Annotated in this window: 19 protein-coding genes; 5 read left to right on the forward strand and 14 right to left on the reverse strand. The window is 60.1% G+C overall.

Features of this window, described 5'->3' with window-relative positions; genetic code table 11:
* Nucleotides 1-14: 14 nt before the first annotated feature.
* Entirely contained in the window at nt 15-344 is a 330-nt protein-coding gene (gene fliE / locus H3028_RS08940) for a flagellar hook-basal body complex protein FliE (RefSeq protein ID WP_025242402.1), read from the reverse strand.
* Nucleotides 345-649: 305 nt separating this feature from the next.
* On the opposite strand from fliE, the gene H3028_RS08945 reads away from it, so the two are divergent.
* The gene (locus H3028_RS08945) at nt 650-1,843 is read left to right on the forward strand and encodes a benzoate/H(+) symporter BenE family transporter (protein ID WP_181297099.1); all 1,194 of its coding nucleotides are present in this window, start codon (nt 650-652) and stop codon (nt 1,841-1,843) included.
* A gap of 16 nt (nt 1,844-1,859) precedes the next feature.
* On the opposite strand, the gene H3028_RS08950 is transcribed toward H3028_RS08945, so the two are convergent.
* Nucleotides 1,860-2,621 (reverse strand): SDR family oxidoreductase, encoded by a 762-nt coding sequence (locus H3028_RS08950; protein WP_181296677.1) that lies wholly within the window; start codon nt 2,619-2,621, stop codon nt 1,860-1,862.
* A 215-nt stretch (nt 2,622-2,836) separates the two neighbouring features.
* Here H3028_RS08950 and H3028_RS08955 point away from each other — a divergent pair, with 215 nt between their 5' ends.
* Nucleotides 2,837-3,841, forward strand: coding sequence for an NADP-dependent oxidoreductase (locus tag H3028_RS08955; RefSeq protein ID WP_181296678.1), 1,005 nt, complete (start codon nt 2,837-2,839; stop codon nt 3,839-3,841).
* A 54-nt stretch (nt 3,842-3,895) separates the two neighbouring features.
* On the opposite strand, the gene pyrF is transcribed toward H3028_RS08955, so the two are convergent.
* Nucleotides 3,896-4,591, reverse strand: coding sequence for an orotidine-5'-phosphate decarboxylase (pyrF, locus tag H3028_RS08960; protein WP_181296679.1), 696 nt, complete (start codon nt 4,589-4,591; stop codon nt 3,896-3,898).
* 155 nt (nt 4,592-4,746) lie between these two features.
* Here pyrF and H3028_RS08965 point away from each other — a divergent pair, with 155 nt between their 5' ends.
* Together H3028_RS08965 and H3028_RS08970 are read left to right on the forward strand one after the other, a co-directional pair.
* A complete protein-coding gene (locus tag H3028_RS08965; protein WP_168424978.1) occupies nt 4,747-4,914 on the forward strand; it encodes a DUF2897 family protein in 168 nt (55 codons plus the stop codon).
* A 121-nt stretch (nt 4,915-5,035) separates the two neighbouring features.
* The gene (locus H3028_RS08970; protein WP_181296680.1) at nt 5,036-7,663 is read left to right on the forward strand and encodes an EAL domain-containing protein; all 2,628 of its coding nucleotides are present in this window, start codon (nt 5,036-5,038) and stop codon (nt 7,661-7,663) included.
* On the opposite strand, the gene H3028_RS08975 is transcribed toward H3028_RS08970, so the two are convergent.
* The 7 genes from H3028_RS08975 to H3028_RS09005 all read right to left on the reverse strand — a co-directional run bounded on the left by H3028_RS08975 (nt 7,636) and on the right by H3028_RS09005 (nt 13,537).
* The gene (locus H3028_RS08975) at nt 7,636-8,166 is read right to left on the reverse strand and encodes a hypothetical protein (protein ID WP_181296681.1); all 531 of its coding nucleotides are present in this window, start codon (nt 8,164-8,166) and stop codon (nt 7,636-7,638) included. The genes H3028_RS08970 and H3028_RS08975 overlap by 28 nt on opposite strands.
* Nucleotides 8,167-8,190: 24 nt before the next feature.
* Nucleotides 8,191-9,621 carry a PLP-dependent aminotransferase family protein gene (locus H3028_RS08980; RefSeq protein WP_181296682.1) on the reverse strand — a complete coding sequence of 477 codons (1,431 nt, stop codon included), beginning with the start codon at nt 9,619-9,621 and terminating at the stop codon, nt 8,191-8,193.
* Nucleotides 9,622-9,742: 121 nt separating this feature from the next.
* Entirely contained in the window at nt 9,743-10,549 is an 807-nt protein-coding gene (locus H3028_RS08985) for an OmpA family protein (RefSeq protein ID WP_181296683.1), read from the reverse strand.
* Nucleotides 10,546-10,857, reverse strand: a complete 312-nt coding sequence (locus H3028_RS08990) for a DUF4398 domain-containing protein (RefSeq protein ID WP_181297100.1) — start codon at nt 10,855-10,857, stop codon at nt 10,546-10,548. The genes H3028_RS08985 and H3028_RS08990 overlap by 4 nt, the downstream gene beginning before the upstream one ends.
* Before the next feature lie 49 nt (nt 10,858-10,906).
* Nucleotides 10,907-11,731: an ABC transporter substrate-binding protein gene (locus H3028_RS08995; RefSeq protein WP_181297101.1), complete on the reverse strand. Its 825-nt coding sequence runs from the start codon at nt 11,729-11,731 to the stop codon at nt 10,907-10,909.
* A gap of 126 nt (nt 11,732-11,857) precedes the next feature.
* Entirely contained in the window at nt 11,858-12,787 is a 930-nt protein-coding gene (locus H3028_RS09000) for an electron transfer flavoprotein subunit alpha/FixB family protein (RefSeq protein ID WP_181296684.1), read from the reverse strand.
* Nucleotides 12,788-13,537 (reverse strand): electron transfer flavoprotein subunit beta/FixA family protein, encoded by a 750-nt coding sequence (locus H3028_RS09005; RefSeq protein WP_168424224.1) that lies wholly within the window; start codon nt 13,535-13,537, stop codon nt 12,788-12,790.
* 333 nt (nt 13,538-13,870) lie between these two features.
* On the opposite strand from H3028_RS09005, the gene H3028_RS09010 reads away from it, so the two are divergent.
* Nucleotides 13,871-15,526 carry an electron transfer flavoprotein-ubiquinone oxidoreductase gene (locus H3028_RS09010; protein ID WP_181296685.1) on the forward strand — a complete coding sequence of 552 codons (1,656 nt, stop codon included), beginning with the start codon at nt 13,871-13,873 and terminating at the stop codon, nt 15,524-15,526.
* 72 nt (nt 15,527-15,598) lie between these two features.
* Here H3028_RS09010 and H3028_RS09015 read toward each other — a convergent pair whose 3' ends face one another.
* From H3028_RS09015 to H3028_RS09030, 4 genes are all read right to left on the reverse strand, one after another.
* A complete protein-coding gene (locus tag H3028_RS09015; protein WP_181296686.1) occupies nt 15,599-16,162 on the reverse strand; it encodes a DUF1285 domain-containing protein in 564 nt (187 codons plus the stop codon).
* Between the two features lie 9 nt (nt 16,163-16,171).
* Nucleotides 16,172-16,774 carry a DUF4823 domain-containing protein gene (locus H3028_RS09020; RefSeq protein ID WP_181296687.1) on the reverse strand — a complete coding sequence of 201 codons (603 nt, stop codon included), beginning with the start codon at nt 16,772-16,774 and terminating at the stop codon, nt 16,172-16,174.
* A 109-nt stretch (nt 16,775-16,883) separates the two neighbouring features.
* Complete coding sequence (locus tag H3028_RS09025; protein WP_181296688.1) at nt 16,884-17,846, reverse strand: GlxA family transcriptional regulator; 963 nt, start codon at nt 17,844-17,846, stop codon at nt 16,884-16,886.
* A gap of 643 nt (nt 17,847-18,489) precedes the next feature.
* The gene (locus H3028_RS09030) at nt 18,490-19,038 is read right to left on the reverse strand and encodes a cysteine hydrolase family protein (RefSeq protein ID WP_181296689.1); all 549 of its coding nucleotides are present in this window, start codon (nt 19,036-19,038) and stop codon (nt 18,490-18,492) included.
* Between the last annotated feature and the right edge of the window lie 23 nt (nt 19,039-19,061).

A 19,061-nucleotide genomic window follows, 5' to 3' on the forward strand; every position in this document is an offset into this window, starting at 1 on the left:
ATTCAAACCCTGCCTTAAACCGGCATCTGCATGATGTCTTGATACGCCTGGACCAGCTTGTTACGCACCTGGGTCATGGCCTGAAAGGAAACGCTGGCTTTCTGCGATGCGATCATCACTTCGGTCAGGTCGATGCCGCCCTGCCCCATCTCGAAGGCGGTGGCCAGCTGGCTGGAGGCTTGCTGGGTTTCATTCACTTTGTTGACAGCCTGGCCGAGCATGTCAGAAAAGCTCGGCGCGCCGACTTCGGGCGTAGCGGTCACGGGCTTGGAGCGTGCCATTGCATCGGTCTGCATGGCCCGCATTTCCAGCATCAAGCGATTGAATTCAATACCCTGGCTCATCTATTCCTCCGACAGCTGCGGTTTTTTTGACGCTTCGCAGCAAGCACGATGTAGATAGCAACATCGATGCCAGTGTCTGGCCCAACAGCCAGGCACTTACGGAAACGAGAGACGGACGGTCCTAGGCGGCACAAGAGACTGTTACGCTGAACCCGCGTGCGGCTGTACCGCGACGCACGTCGTCGTCTCGCCTAGCCTAGCCTGCGCTAGCGAAGCAAGGATCGTGCGCAAAGAGCGTTTGCCCGCCCTGCCAATGCTTTCTCTTATCTGATAGCCAGCCCATGAAACCGAATCCAAACCCGACGATGACCAGTACCACCCCTTTGCTTCAGCCACTCAAGGACACTTCAGCCTCGACTGTCGTAGCCGGTTTCATCGCCATGCTCACCGGCTATACCAGCTCGCTGGTGCTGATGTTCCAGGCCGGACAGGCAGCCGGACTCAGTGGCGCGGAGATTTCCTCGTGGATCTGGGCGCTGTCGATTGGTATGGCCGTGTGCAGCATCGGCTTGTCGCTACGCTACCGGACGCCGATCGTCATCGCCTGGTCGACTCCCGGCGCAGCGCTGCTGATCAGCTCCTTGCCCGGCGTCCCTTATGGCGAAGCGATCGGGGCCTTTATTTTCGCGTCGGCGCTGATTGCGCTGTGCGGTCTTACCGGCAGCTTCGAGCGCCTGATGCGCAAGGTTCCCGCATCACTGGCGGCGGCATTGCTAGCCGGCGTGCTGTTCAACATTGGCATCGAGATCTTCCGTGCCGTGGAAGTACAGCCTGTGCTGGTGCTGGGGATGTTCTTCAGCTACCTGCTGGCCAAACGGCTTGTACCGCGCTACGCCGTGCTCTCGGCGCTGATCGTCGGCTGCGTGCTGGCCGGTGGGTTCGGCCTGCTGGATTTCAGTGGCCTAAGTCTGGAGGTTGCGATACCGGTGTGGACCACGCCGGCGCTGTCCTTCGCTGCAATCTTCAGCATCGGCATACCGCTGTTCGTCATCGCCATGGCGTCGCAGAACATGCCGGGGCTGGCGGTACTGCGCGCCGAGGGTTATCAAGCACCCGCCTCGCCGCTGATTTCCGTCACAGGCATCGCGTCGGTCCTGCTCGCCCCCTTCGGCTCCCACGGCATCCACTTGGCGGCAATCACCATGGCCATCTGCAGCGGCCCCGAGGCACACCCGGACCCATCCCGGCGCTACACCGCAGCGGTCTGGTGCGGACTGTTCTATGGCATCGCTGGGATTTTCGGGGCAACGCTAGCCGCGCTGTTCGCAGCGTTCCCACCCGAGCTGGTGTTGTCCATCGCGGCGCTGGCGCTGCTCGGCTCGATAGGCAGTGGCCTGACCCAGGCGATGCATCTGCCGCTCGAACGCGAGGCAGCCTTGATCACCTTCATGGTCACCGCGTCGGGCCTGACCCTGTTTGGCATCGGCTCCGCATTGTGGGGGCTGGTAGCGGGCGTGTTGACGCTACTTATTGTCAGCGGACGCAAGGCCGCGACCTGATCGTCGTGGCGGTTCGTTAGATGGCCGTCGCGCCACCGTCAACCGCTAAGGCATGGCCCGTCGTGAAGGCGGCGCCATCGCTACAGAGGTAGAGCACCGCGGCAGCGATTTCCTCGGCCTTGCCGACCCGGCCAACCGGGTGCATGGCCGCGGCGAACTCTGCCTTGCGCGGGTCAGCCTCATAGGCGCGGCGGAACATATCGGTGTCGATCACCGCCGGGCAGACGGCGTTGACCCTGATCTGCTTCTTGGCATATTCGATCGCTGCCGATTTGGTCAGGCCGATGACGGCATGCTTGGACGCTGAGTAGATACTCATCTTCGGGGCCGCCCCCAGGCCCGCAACCGAAGCGGTGTTGACGATGGCGCCGCCGCCCTGGGCGAGCATCAGCGGCAACTGATGCTTCATACATAGCCAGACGCCTTTGACATTGACACCCATGATTGCATCGAACTCAGCTTCGCTGCCTTCAGCCAGGCGACCCTGCTCGATCTCGATACCGGCATTGTTGAAGGCGTAGTCGATGCGCCCGTAGCTCGCCACCGCCTGTTCGACCATCGCCCTGACCTCTTCGTCGCGGGTGACATCGCAGCGCACGAATGTCGCCTCGCCGCCCGCCTCGCGAATGGCTTCGGCGCAGGCAGCACCGCCTGTCTCGTCCACGTCTGCCACGACCACTTTCAGACCCTGCTCGGCGAATGCCAGCGCCGTCGCGCGTCCAATACCCGCCGCGCCCCCAGTTACCAGCGCAACCTGACCGAAAAAAGACATGCTCATGCTAGATACCTGTTCGATTGAAAAGAAGGCGACGAGTCCGAAAGTGACTACAAGCCGAACGTTGGTCAGTGTTATACCGTCATCCCTTGGGCCGATTAAGAGCCACATGGCGATATCACTCAGGCGGATGCCTCTGCATTCCAGCATTCGCGCCTTGCTTGCGAGGTTGAGCTCGGCGGGCTACACCAAGACTTCGCACACATAAGAGGTTTTTCATGGACAAGACCAATCGCCAGTTCCTGCTGGCCAAGCGGCCGATCGGCGCGCCTACTCGCGACACCTTCGAGTTTGTCGAAAAGCCGTTGGGTGAGCTCGGCCCGAACCAGATCCTGGTCAAGAACGAGTACCTGTCGCTTGATCCCGCCATGCGTGGATGGATGAACGATGCCAAGTCCTACATCCCGCCGGTCGGTATTGGCGAGGTAATGCGGGCGCTCGGCGTGGGCAAAGTCATTGCATCCCAGCACCCCGGCTTTGCCGAAGGCGATTACGTCAACGGCGCGCTTGGCGTGCAGGATTATTTCCTCGGCGAGCCGAAAGGCTTCTACAAGGTGGACCCGAACCAGGCACCACTGCCGCGCTATCTGTCCGCGCTGGGCATGACCGGCATGACCGCCTACTTCGGCCTGCTGGCGGTAGGTGAACCCAAAGCCGGCGAAACCGTCGTGATCTCCGGCGCGGCAGGTGCAGTTGGCGGCGTTGCCGGGCAGATCGCCAAGATCAAGGGATGCCGTGTCGTCGGAATCGCAGGCGGCGCAGAGAAGTGCCGCTTTCTCATCGAGGAGCTGGGTTTCGACGCAGCCATCGATTACAAGAATGAGGATCTGCACGCTGCGTTGAAGCGCGACTGCCCAAAAGGCGTCGATGTCTATTTCGACAACGTCGGCGGCGATATCCTCGACGCTGTGCTGACGCGCATCAGCTTGGGTGCCCGAATCGTGATCTGCGGTGCCATCAGCCAGTACAACAACAAGGAAGCGGTCAAGGGGCCTGCCAACTATCTGTCCTTGCTGGTCAACCGTGGGCGCATGCAGGGGATGGTTGTGATGGATTACGTTTCCCGCTACCCCGAAGCCATGAAGGACATGGCCGGCTGGATGCAGAGCGGCGAGCTGAAGAGCAAAGAAGACATCGTCGAAGGGCTTGAGACGTTCCCCGATACGCTGATGAAGCTGTTCACCGGCGGCAACTTCGGCAAGCTGGTGTTGAAAGTCAGCTAGGACCGCGCGAGAAATGGTCGCTGCACAGGCGGCGACCAGTTGCGACGCTAAAGGTCAAGCCAACTCGGCGACCACTGCGGCCAATGCCTGAGCGGGGTCCGCCGCTTGGGCGATAGGCCGGCCGATCACCAGGTAATCCGAGCCCGCCGCCATCGCCTCGGCTGGGGTAAGAATTCGCCGCTGATCATCAGCCTTGCTGCCAGCCGGACGAATGCCCGGGGTCACCAATTGCAGCTGGGCAAAACGTGCTTTCAGCGATTGCGCTTCCTGCGCCGAGCAGACCAGGCCGTCCAACCCGGCCTCTGCCGCCAGCCCTGCCAGACGCAACACCTGCTGTTGCGGTTCCAGATCAAGGCCGATGTCGGCGAGATCCGCCTGCTCCATGCTGGTCAACACTGTGACGCCAATCAGCAGCGGTTTTCGTCCGCCCGCCTTGTCCAGAGTTTCGCGGCAGGCAGCCATCATTCGCAGCCCACCCGAACAGTGCACATTGACCATCCACACACCCAGTTCCGCAGCCGCCTTGACCGCCATCGCCGTGGTGTTGGGGATATCGTGGAATTTGAGATCGAGAAACACCTCGAAGCCCTTCGCCTGCAGCGCCTCGACCACCTGTGGACCGCAACGGGTGAACAATTCCTTGCCGACCTTGACGCGACAAAGCGTCGGATCGAGCTGCCCGGCCAATGCCAGCGCAGCATCACGGGAGGGGAAATCGAGCGCAACGATGATGGGAGTCTGGCAAATCATGACGATTCCTCGGCGAATTTCGGCGCGTATTGTCGCAGAAAACCATCATCGAGGCGGCATGCGGCAATCCCTTCGCTGCGCGCTCAATCGCAATGGCGCAGCTATCTACGGTGGCGTAAGGTTAAAAGCAATCCCATCATCATCAGGAGATAAACATGCCTTGGTATATCTGGTTATTGCTCGCCCTGGTGCTCGGCACGATCGTCGGCGGGCTGTTGATGCTGCGTGCCGGCGCTCGCAAGATCCCTCTGACCGACGAGCAGAAACAGCGGATTGCCCAGCGCAACGCCGAAGCGGATGCCGAGGACGCGCGCAACAAATAGCCGCATGAAGGGGCAAGTCCTCGGCACCAGGTCACGCCAAAAGAATGGCAGGTCGCTCAATCAGTGATGGCTTTTTGCCTTCACTCGGGCGATCATTCTGCCTCTCCTGAAGGAAGCATCAATGGCATCAGCTCCCTCTCCGGCCAACGCAGGCCCCAAGGCTCAGGCCGCTTTCTCGAGGCGGATCCTTCCCGGTATTGCCTGCCTGTTAGCTGTTGCCCTGCTCGCAGCGGCGGCTGCGGTCATCCAGATTGCCCGCACCATCGACCGTGATGCATTGACCCAAGAGCATTATCTGGCAGGCAAGGCATTCGAGGCGCATCTGCGGGGCATGTCCCGGCATATCGCTGACAATGCTTTCTGGGGCGACGCCTACGCCAACCTGAGCAAACAGGTCAATCTGGACTGGGCTTATGACCAGGCAAACCTCGGCCCTTCGCTGTATGACGATTTCGGTTATGACGCGGTGCTGGTGGTCGACGCCGAAGGCGATACGACTTATTCGGTGATCCGCGGGGAGCTGGCACAGGTCGATGCACACCAGTGGCTCGGCAACGGGCTCGACATCCTGCTCGCCCAGGCTCGCAAAGCGGTCGAAGAGGAGGAAACCGCGGCCGGCCTGCTGTCGGCCGAAGGCCGTCCTGCCATAGTAGCCGCAGCCGTGATGACACCGGGCGGCAGCGATATCGAAGAAATGGATGGCCCCGCGTCGGTCCTGTTGTTCGCCGACGTGATGGAGCCGGACTGGTTGCTCGCCCTGGGCGAGGAATATGCCATCGAAGGGCTACGCGTCGATGACGAAGCCCCCCGAAACAAGCATGCGCTTGTCGACCTGCAAATGCTTGATGGGACACCCCAGGCGTTTACCTGGCAGATATCCCAGCCGGGCCGCTACCTATTGTGGACTACCCTGCCGGTACTTGCGGCGGTCACCCTCGGTCTCGGGCTGCTGGCCTGGCTGTTGCTTCGCCAGGCGCTGAAAACCGTAAGGCTAATGGACGCCAGCTACAAGCGGCTATCCAGAAGCCGCACGGCATTGGCAGCGAGCGAAGAGCGCTTTCGCGACGTGGCCGAAGCCGCGTCCGACTGGATCTGGGAAACCGACCGGAACGCTCGGCTGACCTACCTCTCCAGCCGCTTCGAGGAAATTACCGGGCACGAGCCAGCCGCCTGGATTGGCCGGCCCTTGATCGACCTATTGATCAGCGATCATGCGGCGCTAGAGAACTGGCTGGCCGCACCGCACAGAGCTCCGCTGCGCTGCAGCTATCAGGCAGCGAATGCTTGCGAGCGGACCTGTCGGCTATCGGCTCGGGCGATCTACCGAAGCGATCAGCTAATGGGCTACCGAGGAACAGCAAGCGATATCACCGAAGAGACCCGCGCTCAGGCACGCATCCAATACCTATCGCAGCACGACGCCCTGACCGGCCTGCCTAACCGCAACCGTCTGCGCGACTATCTGGAAGCCAAGCTCGCCTCCCTCACCAGCGAATCCAGGTTAGCGGTGCTGTACATCGACCTGGATCGCTTCAAGCCGGTGAACGACACACTGGGCCACGGCGCTGGTGATGAGGTGCTGGTCGGCGTGTCCAATCGCCTCAAGCAATGCATCAGAGGCGATGATCTGGTTGCGCGGCTGGGCGGCGACGAGTTCGTCTTGGTGATGAGCCGCCTGCAGCATAATGGCGACGTCGAAAAACTATGTGCCCGTGTTGTCGATGCCATCAGCGAACCCTTTTTCTATGAGAACAAGCCGATTCGTATCGGCGCCAGCATTGGCATCGCCATGGCACCCATCGATGCGGCTCACGCCAACGAACTCCTGCGTTGTTCGGATATTGCGCTCTACCAGGCCAAGGCTGACGGCCGAGGAACCTGGCGGTTCTACGGCAGTGAGATGGACAACCGCCTACTGGAGCGGCGGCAACAGGAAGATGAGCTGCGCCAGGCTATTGCCGAAGGCCAATTCGAAGTTCATTACCAGCCACGCTATTTCAGCGAAGGCATGCGCATCAACGGCGCGGAAGCCTTGCTGCGTTGGCGGCACCCCGCTCGCGGTCTGCTGCTGCCCGAGCATTTCATCCCGCTGGCCGAAGAAACCGGACTGATAGTCCCGCTCGGTGAGTGGATTCTGCGTCAGGCCTGTATCGAAGCCACAGGTTGGACGAGTCCGCTCATGGTCTCCGTCAACCTATCACCGCTTCAGCTACGCAGCGATGAGCTCTCCGGTATGGTCAGGACTGTTCTGGAAGAGAGCGCGCTCCCAGCCAGCCGCCTTGAGCTCGAAATAACCGAAACGGCACTGCTCCAAGAAAATCAGCGCACCCTGGACGTGCTCAATGAACTGAAGGCAGTCGGCGTACGGCTCGCCATGGATGATTTCGGGACCGGTTATTCGTCACTGAGCAACCTGCGCAATTACCCGTTCGATATGATCAAGATCGACGGCAGCTTCGTCGCCGGCATGGCGCATTCGTCCGAAGATCACTCCATTGTCAAAGCACTCATCGACCTTGGCCGTGGGCTGCGCATGCGCGTCACGGCCGAAGGCGTGGAAACCTCGGAGCAGTTGACGCGACTCGTTGCCGATGGCTGCGGCGAAATTCAGGGATTCCACATGAGCCGTCCGCTTCCGGCAGACGAGCTGCGCGCTCTGCTAGCCGGCGTTGACGGGACCGAACCCTTGAGCCGAAGCTCTGCAGACACAGACCGAGCGGATCAACGCTTGAGCTCGAAGTTGATCTGAGCCCCATCGATCAGCGCTTCATCCTGCTCAAGCCCCGGCAGAAGACGCCCGCTCATTTGCAGCGAGCGAGAGTTCTCGCTCGATTCAAATAAGGGCGGCAATAAGCGCATGGTCGCGGTGTTCTGGGCCGGGTCGAGTTCTTCGGCCCAGTCCTCAGGGAGGCTCAAGTCGAGCTCCGGCTCGGGCAGCTCGACCTCTTCCACCGCAATCTCTTTCTTCGCTGTATCCGGGGTCGGAACGACCGGCTCGGGCTCCGGCACCGACACGATTCGCTCGGACGGCAGCTCCTCGGAATCTCCCCCGGCGACTGGCTCAAGCTCAATCTCGACGTTTGGGGGCTCGCCACCGTCGCTTTCGACAGTTCCGAGCGGCGATGCAGGTGCGCGACTACCGGCAGTAGCCTGAACCTCAGGTTTCGCTGGCGGACTAGGTTGGGAAGGCAGCTTATCGCCGTCACAAGCCCCCAGAAAAGGCAGCGCGAGCAGCAAACTCAACCATTTCATGGGCAATGTCCTCATTCACTCCGGTCAGTACGATTGTTGACACAGCTCCGCTGCTAGCTCGCCAAGGGTTCTCAACGCCCGTTCTGCCTCAGCCGTCCAGGGCAGCCCGCAATTGAGCCGGACACAGTGATTGAACTGCTCGGTGTTGCTGAAAATTAGGCCCGGCGCGATGCTGATCCCGCGCTTCAGCGCCTGCACGTGAAGCTCCTTGGTATTCACCCGAGCCGGCAGGCTCACCCAGAGAATGAAACCGCCAGACGGGCGTGTCATCTGTGTGCCTTCGGGGAAGTAGCGCTGAACCGCCAGTTGGAAAGCGCTGAGGTTCTTCCGGTACTCGTGGCGGATATAACGCAGATGACGATCATAACCACCATTCTCCAGATATGCAGCGACTCCCATTTGCGTGACGCTGCAAGCCGAATGCGTACTGAAGGTCTGCAAGCGCTGTATCTCTTCACGGTAACGGCCGGGAATAACCCAGCCGATACGCACACCAGGCGAAATCGTCTTGGAGAAGCTTGAACAATAGATCACGCGCCCGTCACGATCATTGGATTTGAGCGCCTTGATCGACCCCACATCGAACAACAGCTCGCCATAGATATCGTCTTCGACAATCTGGATATCGAAATTCGCCGCCAGTTTCAGCAGTTGCTTCTGCCGTGCGTCGGGGACGCTGCCGCCGAGCGGATTGCTCAGCCGTGCCGTCAACACAAGCGCCTTGATCGGCCACTGGCTTGCCGCGAGTTGCAACGCCTCAAGGCTGAGACCGGTATCCGGATCGCATGGGATCTCGATGACCTTCAGCCCAAGCAGGTCGGCCAGTTGAAGCAAACCATAGTAACTGGGCGATTCGGCTGCGATCAGGTCGCCAGGCTTGGTCAATACGCGCAAGGACATCTGCAATGCATCGACGCAGCCATGGGTTATCACCACTTCGTCCGGCCCGACGATGACTCCCGCGTCACGCATGCGAATTGCCACCTGCCGGCGCAACGGTTCGTAGCCAGGACTGAACATATAACTGAACGCCCGCTGGCTCTGGAAGCGGGTGACCTTGGCAAGTTGCTGATGCAAAGCGCGAGCCGGCAGATAGTCTGCATGAGGCACGGCGGCACCTAACGGGATCAGCCCGTCGCGACGCGACTCGCTGAGTACTTGGTTGATGATACTGCTGCGCGTAACCAGCGTCGGCCGCTCGACCTGGGCGATGTCCGGGGTAGGCGCCGTCAGCGCTGGCGTGTGATGAACATAAAAGCCCGATTGCGGGCGGGCCCGGATCATCCCTTGATCTTCGAGGTTGGCATAGGCCTGCAGAACGGTCGCGTGGCTAACGCTCAGCTGCATGCTCATCTTGCGCACCGAAGGCACACGTTCGCCCGGACGGTAAACGCCGCGTCGAATGTCTTCGGCAAGTTGATGCGCGATGCGCTGATAAAGCAACAGATTGGTCATTTCGTCCGTCTCCGCCAACTGAACCATAACAGTAGTACAACACCGTAATGCGCAACCAATACAGTTAGCAGTTAACTCGCCGACACAGTCGGTTACCTTGCCTTACTCCATACGCACTGCATCAACGGGAGTTATTCAGTCGTCCTTGCTCATCGGAAAACAAAATCTCGACCCGCCTATTTTGCGCCCTCCCCCGCGCCGATGCGTTTTCGGCGACGCGATGCTGCTCGCCGTAGCCGACCACTTCCAAGCGCTGAGCGTCGACACCGAGGCTTTGCATGAAGTCGCCCACCGCCTGTGCTCGAGCCTTGGACAAGGCGAGGTTTTCCGCCGCGTCGCCCCGATTATCGGTGTAACCCTCGATCCGGACCTTACGCTTAGGATTAAGCTGGAGGAAATGTACGACCTGAAGCAGCGTACGGTTGGCGGATGGGTCCAACTCGGCGCTGGCCGCCTTGAACAGCACGTCCCCGAGCGTCATTACCAAACCGCGATCGGTTTCAGCGGCCGCCAGGCTGATCATCTGTTCTTCCTGCGAGCGATCCTGGTACTGCAGACCGATCAGCTTGGCCTCCTGCAAGGCTTGACGCAGACGCTCCCGCTCCATGTTCAGCTGGGTAGCGCGCCGCTGATTCAGAATCTGCTCGCTGTGCTGCCGAGCGATCTCGCTATAACGCTGGCTGAGATAGGCGTAATGCTCGACATCCTCGGCACTGCCCCAGTAGCCGGCAAAACGTTGGGCTCTTTCAAGCGACTCAGCCGCACGCATCACGTCCTTGGGCGCTTCACGGAGGATCTGCAGATCTTCACTGACGCTTTGAAACGTACTGGAAGCCTGCTCCAGCTGCCGTTGCGATTCCTGCGAGGCGCACCCCTGCAGCCCGAAAAGCGCCACCAGCAATACGGAGGAGAGAAGAACGGGCTTCACTGCAGATCTCCCAATTGTTCGCGTAGCCGTGCGATGCGTCGACTCAGCTCTGACAACTCCTGCTGGCTCTTATCGTTCAGGACGCTGGCCTCCGCCAGCCGGGCGTCCAGCTCCGCCTTCTCCGCTAGCCGGCGGGCCGCCAGATAATGCTTTCGCTTCATAGCCGTGATCGCAGCCATGAGTCTCTGTTCGGCCAGCACCAGTTCAGGTGTCTGCTCCGATGCGCCTACTGAACGCGCCTGGATCACCGCCTGCTCAGTGAGGCGCAACTGCTCGGACGGTGCCGGGTCGCTGGCGCAGCCGACCATCACCGACAGCACGAGCATGCAGGAAAGATGTTTTATCAAGAGAGAGGTCCTAGCGTTGCGAATTGCTTGTTGGCACCGGTTGCTGCTTCCAGCGCTCAAGGTTCTTCACCAACAACTGCTGAGGCACCCCGGCGGCGCGCAATTCTGTCATTTTGGTCGCGAGCTGTCCGCGCAGCCAAGGCCCATTACAGGCCGAGTCGTGTGCCACCGCGAAATGCATGCCGCGGCTGGATACGGGAGGTTCGAGCCGCTGTATAGCTTCGAGTAGACCCTGAGAACCAGCCTGTGCAACCACGCTGTATCGCTCATGCAACACATAGTCGGTTTTGCCTGCCAATAACCTTTGCATGGCTTCGGCCAGGCTGGGGGCCGAGCGCAACTGAAGGTTTTGTTTGGCATACGCCTGGAGCTCACTACCGAAGCGCGTCGTCGCAACATAGGTGCCCGAGCGCTCCGCCAGTTCCTCGCGACTGGAATAGAGAAAGCCCGGCTCATTGCGTACCCAGGCGGACATTTGCAAGGTCGCGATCGACGGATGTATGAAATCCAGATGCGCCAAGTCCTTTACATCGAGCTGTGCATCGGCCAGCAGATCGACCCGACCGCTGCGAACCTCTTCCAGCGCTTTGGCTGCACCGCCCGTGTAGAGCAGCTCGAGCTTCAGGTCGAGTGAGTCGGTGATCTCCTTCAGCAGATCGGCATTCGCGCCGACCAGACGCTTGGGATTCTGCGGATCACGCCACAGGAACGGTGGATTGTCCGCTCCACCGGTCGCAATCAACCGGTCACACTTTGCAGCCGCCGCGCTCGCCGCGAAGGGGGCAGCCAACAACAAAGCGATCAAGGCGGATTTCAGCGGAGCGGCACAGCGCATGGAGAACCTCATCGTTCGGGATCGGGCAGGCATTTGTCGGAGCAGCCGGAATGTTACCACTGGCCAGCACAGCCGAGCGCCCACAAAAAACCCGCTACGAGAGCGGGTTTTTCTGAAGCGGCTCGGTTATACGAGCTTCTCAAGCTCCGGCACGATTTCGAACAGATCGCCCACCAGGCCATAATCGGCAACCTGGAAGATCGGTGCTTCCTCGTCCTTGTTGATCGCGACGATCACCTTGGAGTCCTTCATGCCCGCCAGGTGCTGAATCGCGCCGGAGATGCCAACCGCGATGTACAACTGCGGTGCGACGATCTTGCCGGTCTGACCGACCTGCATATCGTTGGGTACGAAGCCGGCATCGACCGCAGCGCGCGAGGCACCAACGGCAGCACCGAGCTTGTCGGCCAGCGAATACAAATGCTTGAAGTTTTCGCCGTTCTGCATGCCGCGCCCGCCGGAGACGACGATCTTGGCAGCCGTCAGCTCAGGACGATCGGACTTGGCCAGCTCTTCGCCGACGAACGCGGAAACACCCGCATCGCCGGTACCGGACACCTGCTCGACGCTGGCCGAGCCACCTTCAGCGCTGACCGGATCGAAACCGGTCGCACGCACGGTGATGACTTTGATCGCGGCGCTGGATTGAACAGTCGCGATGGCATTGCCGGCATAAATCGGGCGTTTGAAAGTGTCGGCGCTCTCGACGGCGATGATTTCGGAGATCTGGTCGACATCCAGCTGGGCAGCGACGCGCGGCAGGAAGTTCTTGCCATTGGTGGTGGCAGCAGCCAGCACGTGGCTGTAATCCTTGGCCAGTCCCGCAATCAGCGGCGCGACGTTTTCCGGCAGCTGATGGGCATAGGCCGTATCGTCGGCGACCAGCACCTTGGAAACGCCTTCGATCTTGGCAGCCGCCTCACCGATGGCGCCGCAACCGGAGCCGGCAACCAGCACGTGAATGTCGCCGCCAATAGCTTTTGCAGCAGCCACGGTGTTGAGGGTCGCAGCGGCCAGAACGGCATTGTTGTGTTCAGCGATAACCAGGATAGTCATTTAGATTACCTTCGCCTCGTTCTTCAGTTTCTCGACCAGTTCTGCCACGGACTTGACCTTGATGCCGGCGCTGCGAGCAGCCGGCGCTTCGACTTTCAGGGTCTTGACGGTGGAGCCGGTAGATACGCCAAGCGCGTCGGGCGTCAGGACTTCCAACGGCTTCTTCTTGGCTTTCATGATGTTCGGCAGCGACGCATAGCGCGGCTCGTTCAGGCGCAAGTCGGTGGTCACGATGGCCGGCAGGTTCAGCGCAACGGTCTGCGCGCCGCCGTCGATTTCACGCTCGACATTAACCTTATCGCCCGACACTTCGACCTTCGAAGCGAAAGTACCCTGGGCGAAGCCAGTCAGCGCACCCAGCATCTGGCCGGTCTGGTTGTTGTCGCTGTCGATGGCCTGCTTGCCGAGAATCACCAGCTGTGGCTGTTCCTTGTCGACCACGGCCTTGAGCAGCTTGGCCACGGCCAGGGAGTTCAGCTCTTCAGTCGACTCGACCAGTACGGCGCGATCTGCACCCAGTGCCAGCGCGGTACGCAGTTGTTCCTGGGCAGCGGTAGGACCGATGGAAACCACGACGATTTCGCTCGCTACACCCTTCTCTTTTAGGCGCACGGCTTCTTCCACGGCGATCTCGCAGAAGGGGTTCATCGACATCTTGACGTTGGCCAGGTCGACGCCGGAGTTGTCCGCCTTGACGCGAACCTTGACGTTGTAATCGACCACTCGTTTGACAGCTACAAGAATCTTCATGGATTCCTCGTTACTCTCCGGTGAATAGAATTTCGCCGAGGCGAACCGAGCCATGCTCAAGGTCCGGGCCGTCAATTCAGCCTCAGGACCTGTTCGGCGAGCACAAAACTGCCCGTATCTTGACTGCAGGCAATAGTCGGGGTCAATAACGCAAATACCCCGTTATAAGCCACAGTTTCCGGATTCTAGCAGGCTGGAAGGAAATTCAAACAAACGTTTGTATTGGACCCTTTCCGGCGGCTATATATAATGCCGCAGCTCGGCCTGGTCAGGGAAAAACGATCCAGCCTTCACTATCTATAGAATAATCAAGCCTTGAGTAGGAGATAGCCAATGGAACGCGAATACATGGAATTCGACGTAGTCATCGTCGGCGCCGGCCCCGCGGGCCTATCCGCTGCCTGCCGACTGAAGCAACGAGCCGCCGATGCCGGAAAGGAAATCAGCGTCTGCGTCGTTGAGAAGGGTTCCGAAGTTGGCGCCCACATTCTATCCGGTGCCGTGTTCGAGCCGCGCGCGTTGAATGAACTGTTTCCTAACTGGAAAGAGCTCGAAGCGCCACTGAATACCCCGGTCAAGCGCGACGACATCTACCTGCTCAAGAGCGCCGAAGCCGCTCGCAAACTGCCCAACGCATTGGTTCCGAAAACCATGCACAACGAGGGCAACTATATTATCTCCCTGGGTAACTTCTGCCGTTGGCTGGCCCAGCAGGCCGAAAACCTCGGTGTAGAAATCTACCCAGGCTTTGCCGCGCAGGAAGCGCTTATCGATGAACAAGGCGTGGTTCGCGGCATTGTCACCGGCGACCTCGGCGTCGACCGTGAAGGCAATCCAAAGGAAGGCATGTACACCCCTGGCATGGAGCTGCGCGCCAAGTACACCCTGTTCGCCGAGGGCTGCCGTGGCCATATCGGCAAGCAGCTGATCAACCGTTTTCAGCTCAATGCCAACGTCGATCCGCAACATTACGGCATCGGCATCAAAGAACTTTGGGATATCGACCCGGCCAAGCACGAGCAGGGATTGGTGGTGCATACCGCGGGCTGGCCCTTGAATGACGCCAACACTGGCGGCTCGTTCCTCTATCACTTGGAGAACAACCAGGTCGTAGTCGGCCTGATCGTCGATTTGTCGTACAGCAACCCCTTCCTCTCCCCGTTCGATGAATTCCAGCGCTACAAGCACCATCCGGTGATCAAACAGTATCTCGAAGGTGGCAAGCGAGTCTCCTACGGTGCACGCGCCATCGCTAAAGGCGGCATCAATTCGCTGCCGAAGATGGTGTTCAATGGCGGCGCATTGATCGGTTGCGATGCGGGCACGCTGAACTTCGCCAAGATCAAGGGCAGCCATACCGCGATGAAGTCCGGCATGCTGGCCGCCGAAGCGGTAGCGGACGCCCTGTTCGCAGGTCGCGAAGGTGGTGATGAGCTGACCGGCTATGAAGAAGGCTTCAAGGCCAGCTGGCTCTACCAGGAGCTGTATGCGAGCCGCAACTTCGGCGCCGCGATTCACAAGTGGGGCGCGGTAAAGGGCGGTGCGTTCAACTTTATCGATCAGAACATCTTTGGCGGCAAAATTCCGTTCACGCTGCACGACACCAAGCCGGACTATGCGTGCCTGAAAACTGCAGCCGAATCGAAAAAGATCGACTATCCCAAGCCTGACGGAAAGCTTAGCTTCGACAAGCTCAGTTCGGTGTTCCTCTCCAACACCAACCATGAAGAGGAACAGCCCGTCCATCTCAAGCTTACCGATCCGAGCATCCCGATCGAGAAGAATCTACCGCTGTACGACGAGCCCGCCCAACGCTACTGCCCGGCCGGCGTCTACGAGGTGGTCGATAATGACGATGGCAGCAAGCGCTTCCAGATCAACGCGCAGAACTGCGTGCACTGCAAGACCTGTGACATTAAGGATCCCGCTCAGAACATTACCTGGGTAGCCCCGGAAGGTACCGGAGGGCCCAACTACCCCAACATGTAACAGCACAAAGGCTCCCACGGGAGCCTTTTTCTTGCCCGGTGGGTTTTGAGCGATCGCCTCGCTCCGTTCTGGTTATTCGGTCCGGCCAATAGGGAAGAATTGCCCGTGGCTCCACACACCCAGCCAATTGGCACCATCGATTTCGCGCGGCACCGCCAGCTCAACCAGCTGGTAGAAAACGTTGCGATGAATCAGCGCCTCAAGATTGGCGCGCACATGCACGTAGGGCGCCGGTTCCTGGCTCTCTGGATCGAGTTCGACCCGCATCGGATGCTCCGCTCCAGCCTCGATCTCGTCACCAACATTCGTGATGAAGCGCAGCACTTGAGCGTCGCCGCTCCCTTCTACCGCTAACTCGATCGCCACGAACGGCGCATCATCAACTGTAATGCCGACCCTCTCGACCGGCGTCACCAGAAAGTAGTCGTCGCCGTCTCGCCGAATCACAGTGGAAAATAGCCGCACCATGGCTGGCCGTCCTATCGGTGTCCCCATGTAGAACCAATTACCGTCGCGGGCGATTCGCATATCCAGATCACCACAAAACGGCGGGTTCCACAGATGCACCGGTGGCAAGCCCTTCTCGGTTTTCGGGATCTGACCCAGCAAATCCCCAGCTTTACCAGAATCGCTCATAAGCCCTCCTCAACGGCTGAGGCCTGTCAGGCGCCGAGCATAGTCACGCAAGGGCGGCCCCAGCAGCACCTGTGGCGTCGCGTCATAAATATTCAGCAGCCCGCCGCGGCTGCGAATTCGTGCGGTATCGACCAGATAACGATTGCCGGTCTCGATCAGCATCAATTGAACCACGCTGGTATCGACACCCAGACGATCAAGCGCCCGCTGATCGTTGAGCTCGTCGAAACTGCCGATGCGGTCGTCGGCAGCAGCAAATCGCGTATACAGCAAGTAATGGGCACCGACGGCGGCCGCCTGGTTCAATGCCTCTTCCAACCCGGCCGGCTCTGGAGCGCGCCGCACGAGCGGAAAGTACTCGACGAACCCCTTGAAGGCTTCTTCCGCGACTACGTTCGGCCGAGGGTAGGCGTCACCGGGCGGGACGAAGTGACCTTGGGCGATATAAATGAACGAATCGGGCTGCAGCCGCCAGGAGGCAGACCTCACGGTCTCGCTGTGATCGAGGAACCCCACATCTCGCAGTTGATGGCGAGTGCCCTCGGCCATGTCGCTCACCTTCATGCACCCGCTCAACACGAGCATGGCCGCGATAAGGCTAAACACTTTCATCTTTTGCTCCTGCCGCTGACGGAAAACCGACGAATAGCGAAGCGATGCAGCAAACAAGCCAGCTCCACACAAAGTAGCTTCAAAGCTACTTACTTGTTCATTAGCCAACTCAGCCAACCACCGCATGGAAGGTACGCCGGTATGCCGACGGCGTGGTGCCCAACTGGGCTGCGAATTGCTGACGCAGCGACAGCGTGGTGCCGAAGCCGACCTGCGAGGCAACGCATTCGATGGGCATTTCCGTCGTTTCCAGCAACTGCTGGGCCCTTGCTACTCGCTCGGCATTGAGCCATCTGATGAAGGTGGTGCCCGTCGCCTCGCGGAATCGCCGCGTGAAGGTTCGGCGGCTCATGTGGGCCACCTCGGCAAGGGCATCGAGCGACAGGGCCTCCTCCAAATGCTGCCGCGCCCATGCCAGCACTTCCGGTAGCCGGCTCTCGCTCGGCAGTTGGGGTACCGGCTGTTCAATGTACTGGGCCTGCCCCCCCTGACGATGCGGGGGGGTGACCAAGAGCCGCGCGATCCGGTTTGCCACATCCGCACCGTGACGCTGACGCAGCAAATGGAGGCAGCAATCAATGGCGGCGACTGTGCCAGCCGAGGTGATGACGTTATCGTCCGCCACGTAGAGCACGTCGGGCCGGAAATGGCTTCGTGGAAAGCGCTGGGCAAACACCTCGCGGGCCACCCAGTGCGTGGTCGCTTCCCGCCCATCGAGCAGCCCGGCGTCGCCCAGTACGAAGGCACCAAGACACAGCCCAACAATCAAGGCGCCGCGCGCATGAGCCTGACGCAAGCCGTCGATCAGCTCCGCAGGAGCCGGCACCACAGGATCATTCCAGGCAGGGACGATGACAATGTCGGCGCGCGCCATGGGCGCCATCCCATCCGGCACGTCGATCGTAAGCCCCTGATCACAGTGCACCTTGCCCGGCTGCGCCGCGCAATAAGATACCTCATAACGAGCGCCGCTCGATCCTGCATCCCCAGCCCCCAAGACCATAGCAGGCACTGACAGGTGGAACAGGCTCACCCCTTCGAAAGCGACAACACAGACATTCAACGAAGACATGGGGATACCGCAGCGGAGTAAATGGCCAGCGAGTATCGCACAAGCTCTGGTTTTTTTGGCCCATATGTTTCTGAGATCGTAACCTGGGCCAGCAGCTCGTTTATGTCGACAGCTCGAGAATCTCACTACCAGAAACGGCCGGCGCACACACACTGAATATGGTCTGCCGCATCAACCGATGAAGGAAGATGCTGATGAACGGTCGAAATTTCGCGCTGAGCCTGAGCGCAGCCCTGCTGGCAACCAGCGGCATTGTTGGCTGATGAACCATCGCTGTAGCCGACGACCACACCGCCGCAAATCTGTCGGCGCGATAACCGGTGTGATGATCGGTGCCACAGCTGGGCAGTTGGGCGCTTTGGTCGGTGCTGGGCTCGGCTGGCTGGCGGCTGGGGCATTGAGTTAGGTACCGGCCTGAGCGAGACGGTCTATGCAGTACACGGAGATACCGGCGAGACCGCGCTGGTGCGTTCGTCAAATCGACGAATCGCCCTCGATGATCTGGTCGAGCAAAGCGGCAGACGGCTGCATGCACCGGGATAGCGCTCGCAGCTCGTCGATGGACTGAATACCGCTTGGCCTACATTCTTCAGCAACCCGGCCCGCGATCGCGCGGGCCGGAATCATCTGTCAGCACAAAGACTCAGGCCGCAAGATATTCTTCGGTCGACGTCAGGCTGGCATAAGCGAAGCCCAGGGCTGCCATCATCACGGCATGGACCTGAGCCGCCGGCACCTGAACACCGCCGAACTCAAGGTCCAGGGTGGCACAGGCATCATGGATGACGGTGACCGGGTAACCCATGTCGGCCGCCGCCCGTACACCAGCGTCGACACACATGTGGCTCATGGCACCAACCACGACCAACTCACCAACGCCTTGCTCGTCCAGCAGTTGCTTGAGATTCGTGTCGCGGAAGAAGTTCGGGTAGTTCTTCACGACCACCGGCTCACCCGCTTGTGGCGCAACGGCGGCCTGGATCTGCACACCATCGCTGCCGGGAACGAACATCGGCATCTCATCGTGGGCGAACTCATGACGGACATGGATGACTGGAGTGCTCTTGGCGCGGGCATCGGCGATCACTTTTGCCGCGTTAGCCACGGCGGCCTCGATGCCGCTGAGCGGCAACTTGCCCGTTGGTAGGTATTCGTTCTGAAGGTCGATTACGACCAGTGCACGCTTGCTCATGGCTAGCTCCTGCGAAGATGCTG

Source organism: Pseudomonas sp. Q2-TVG4-2 (genome assembly GCF_013620795.1).
Lineage (GTDB): Bacteria > Pseudomonadota > Gammaproteobacteria > Pseudomonadales > Pseudomonadaceae > Stutzerimonas.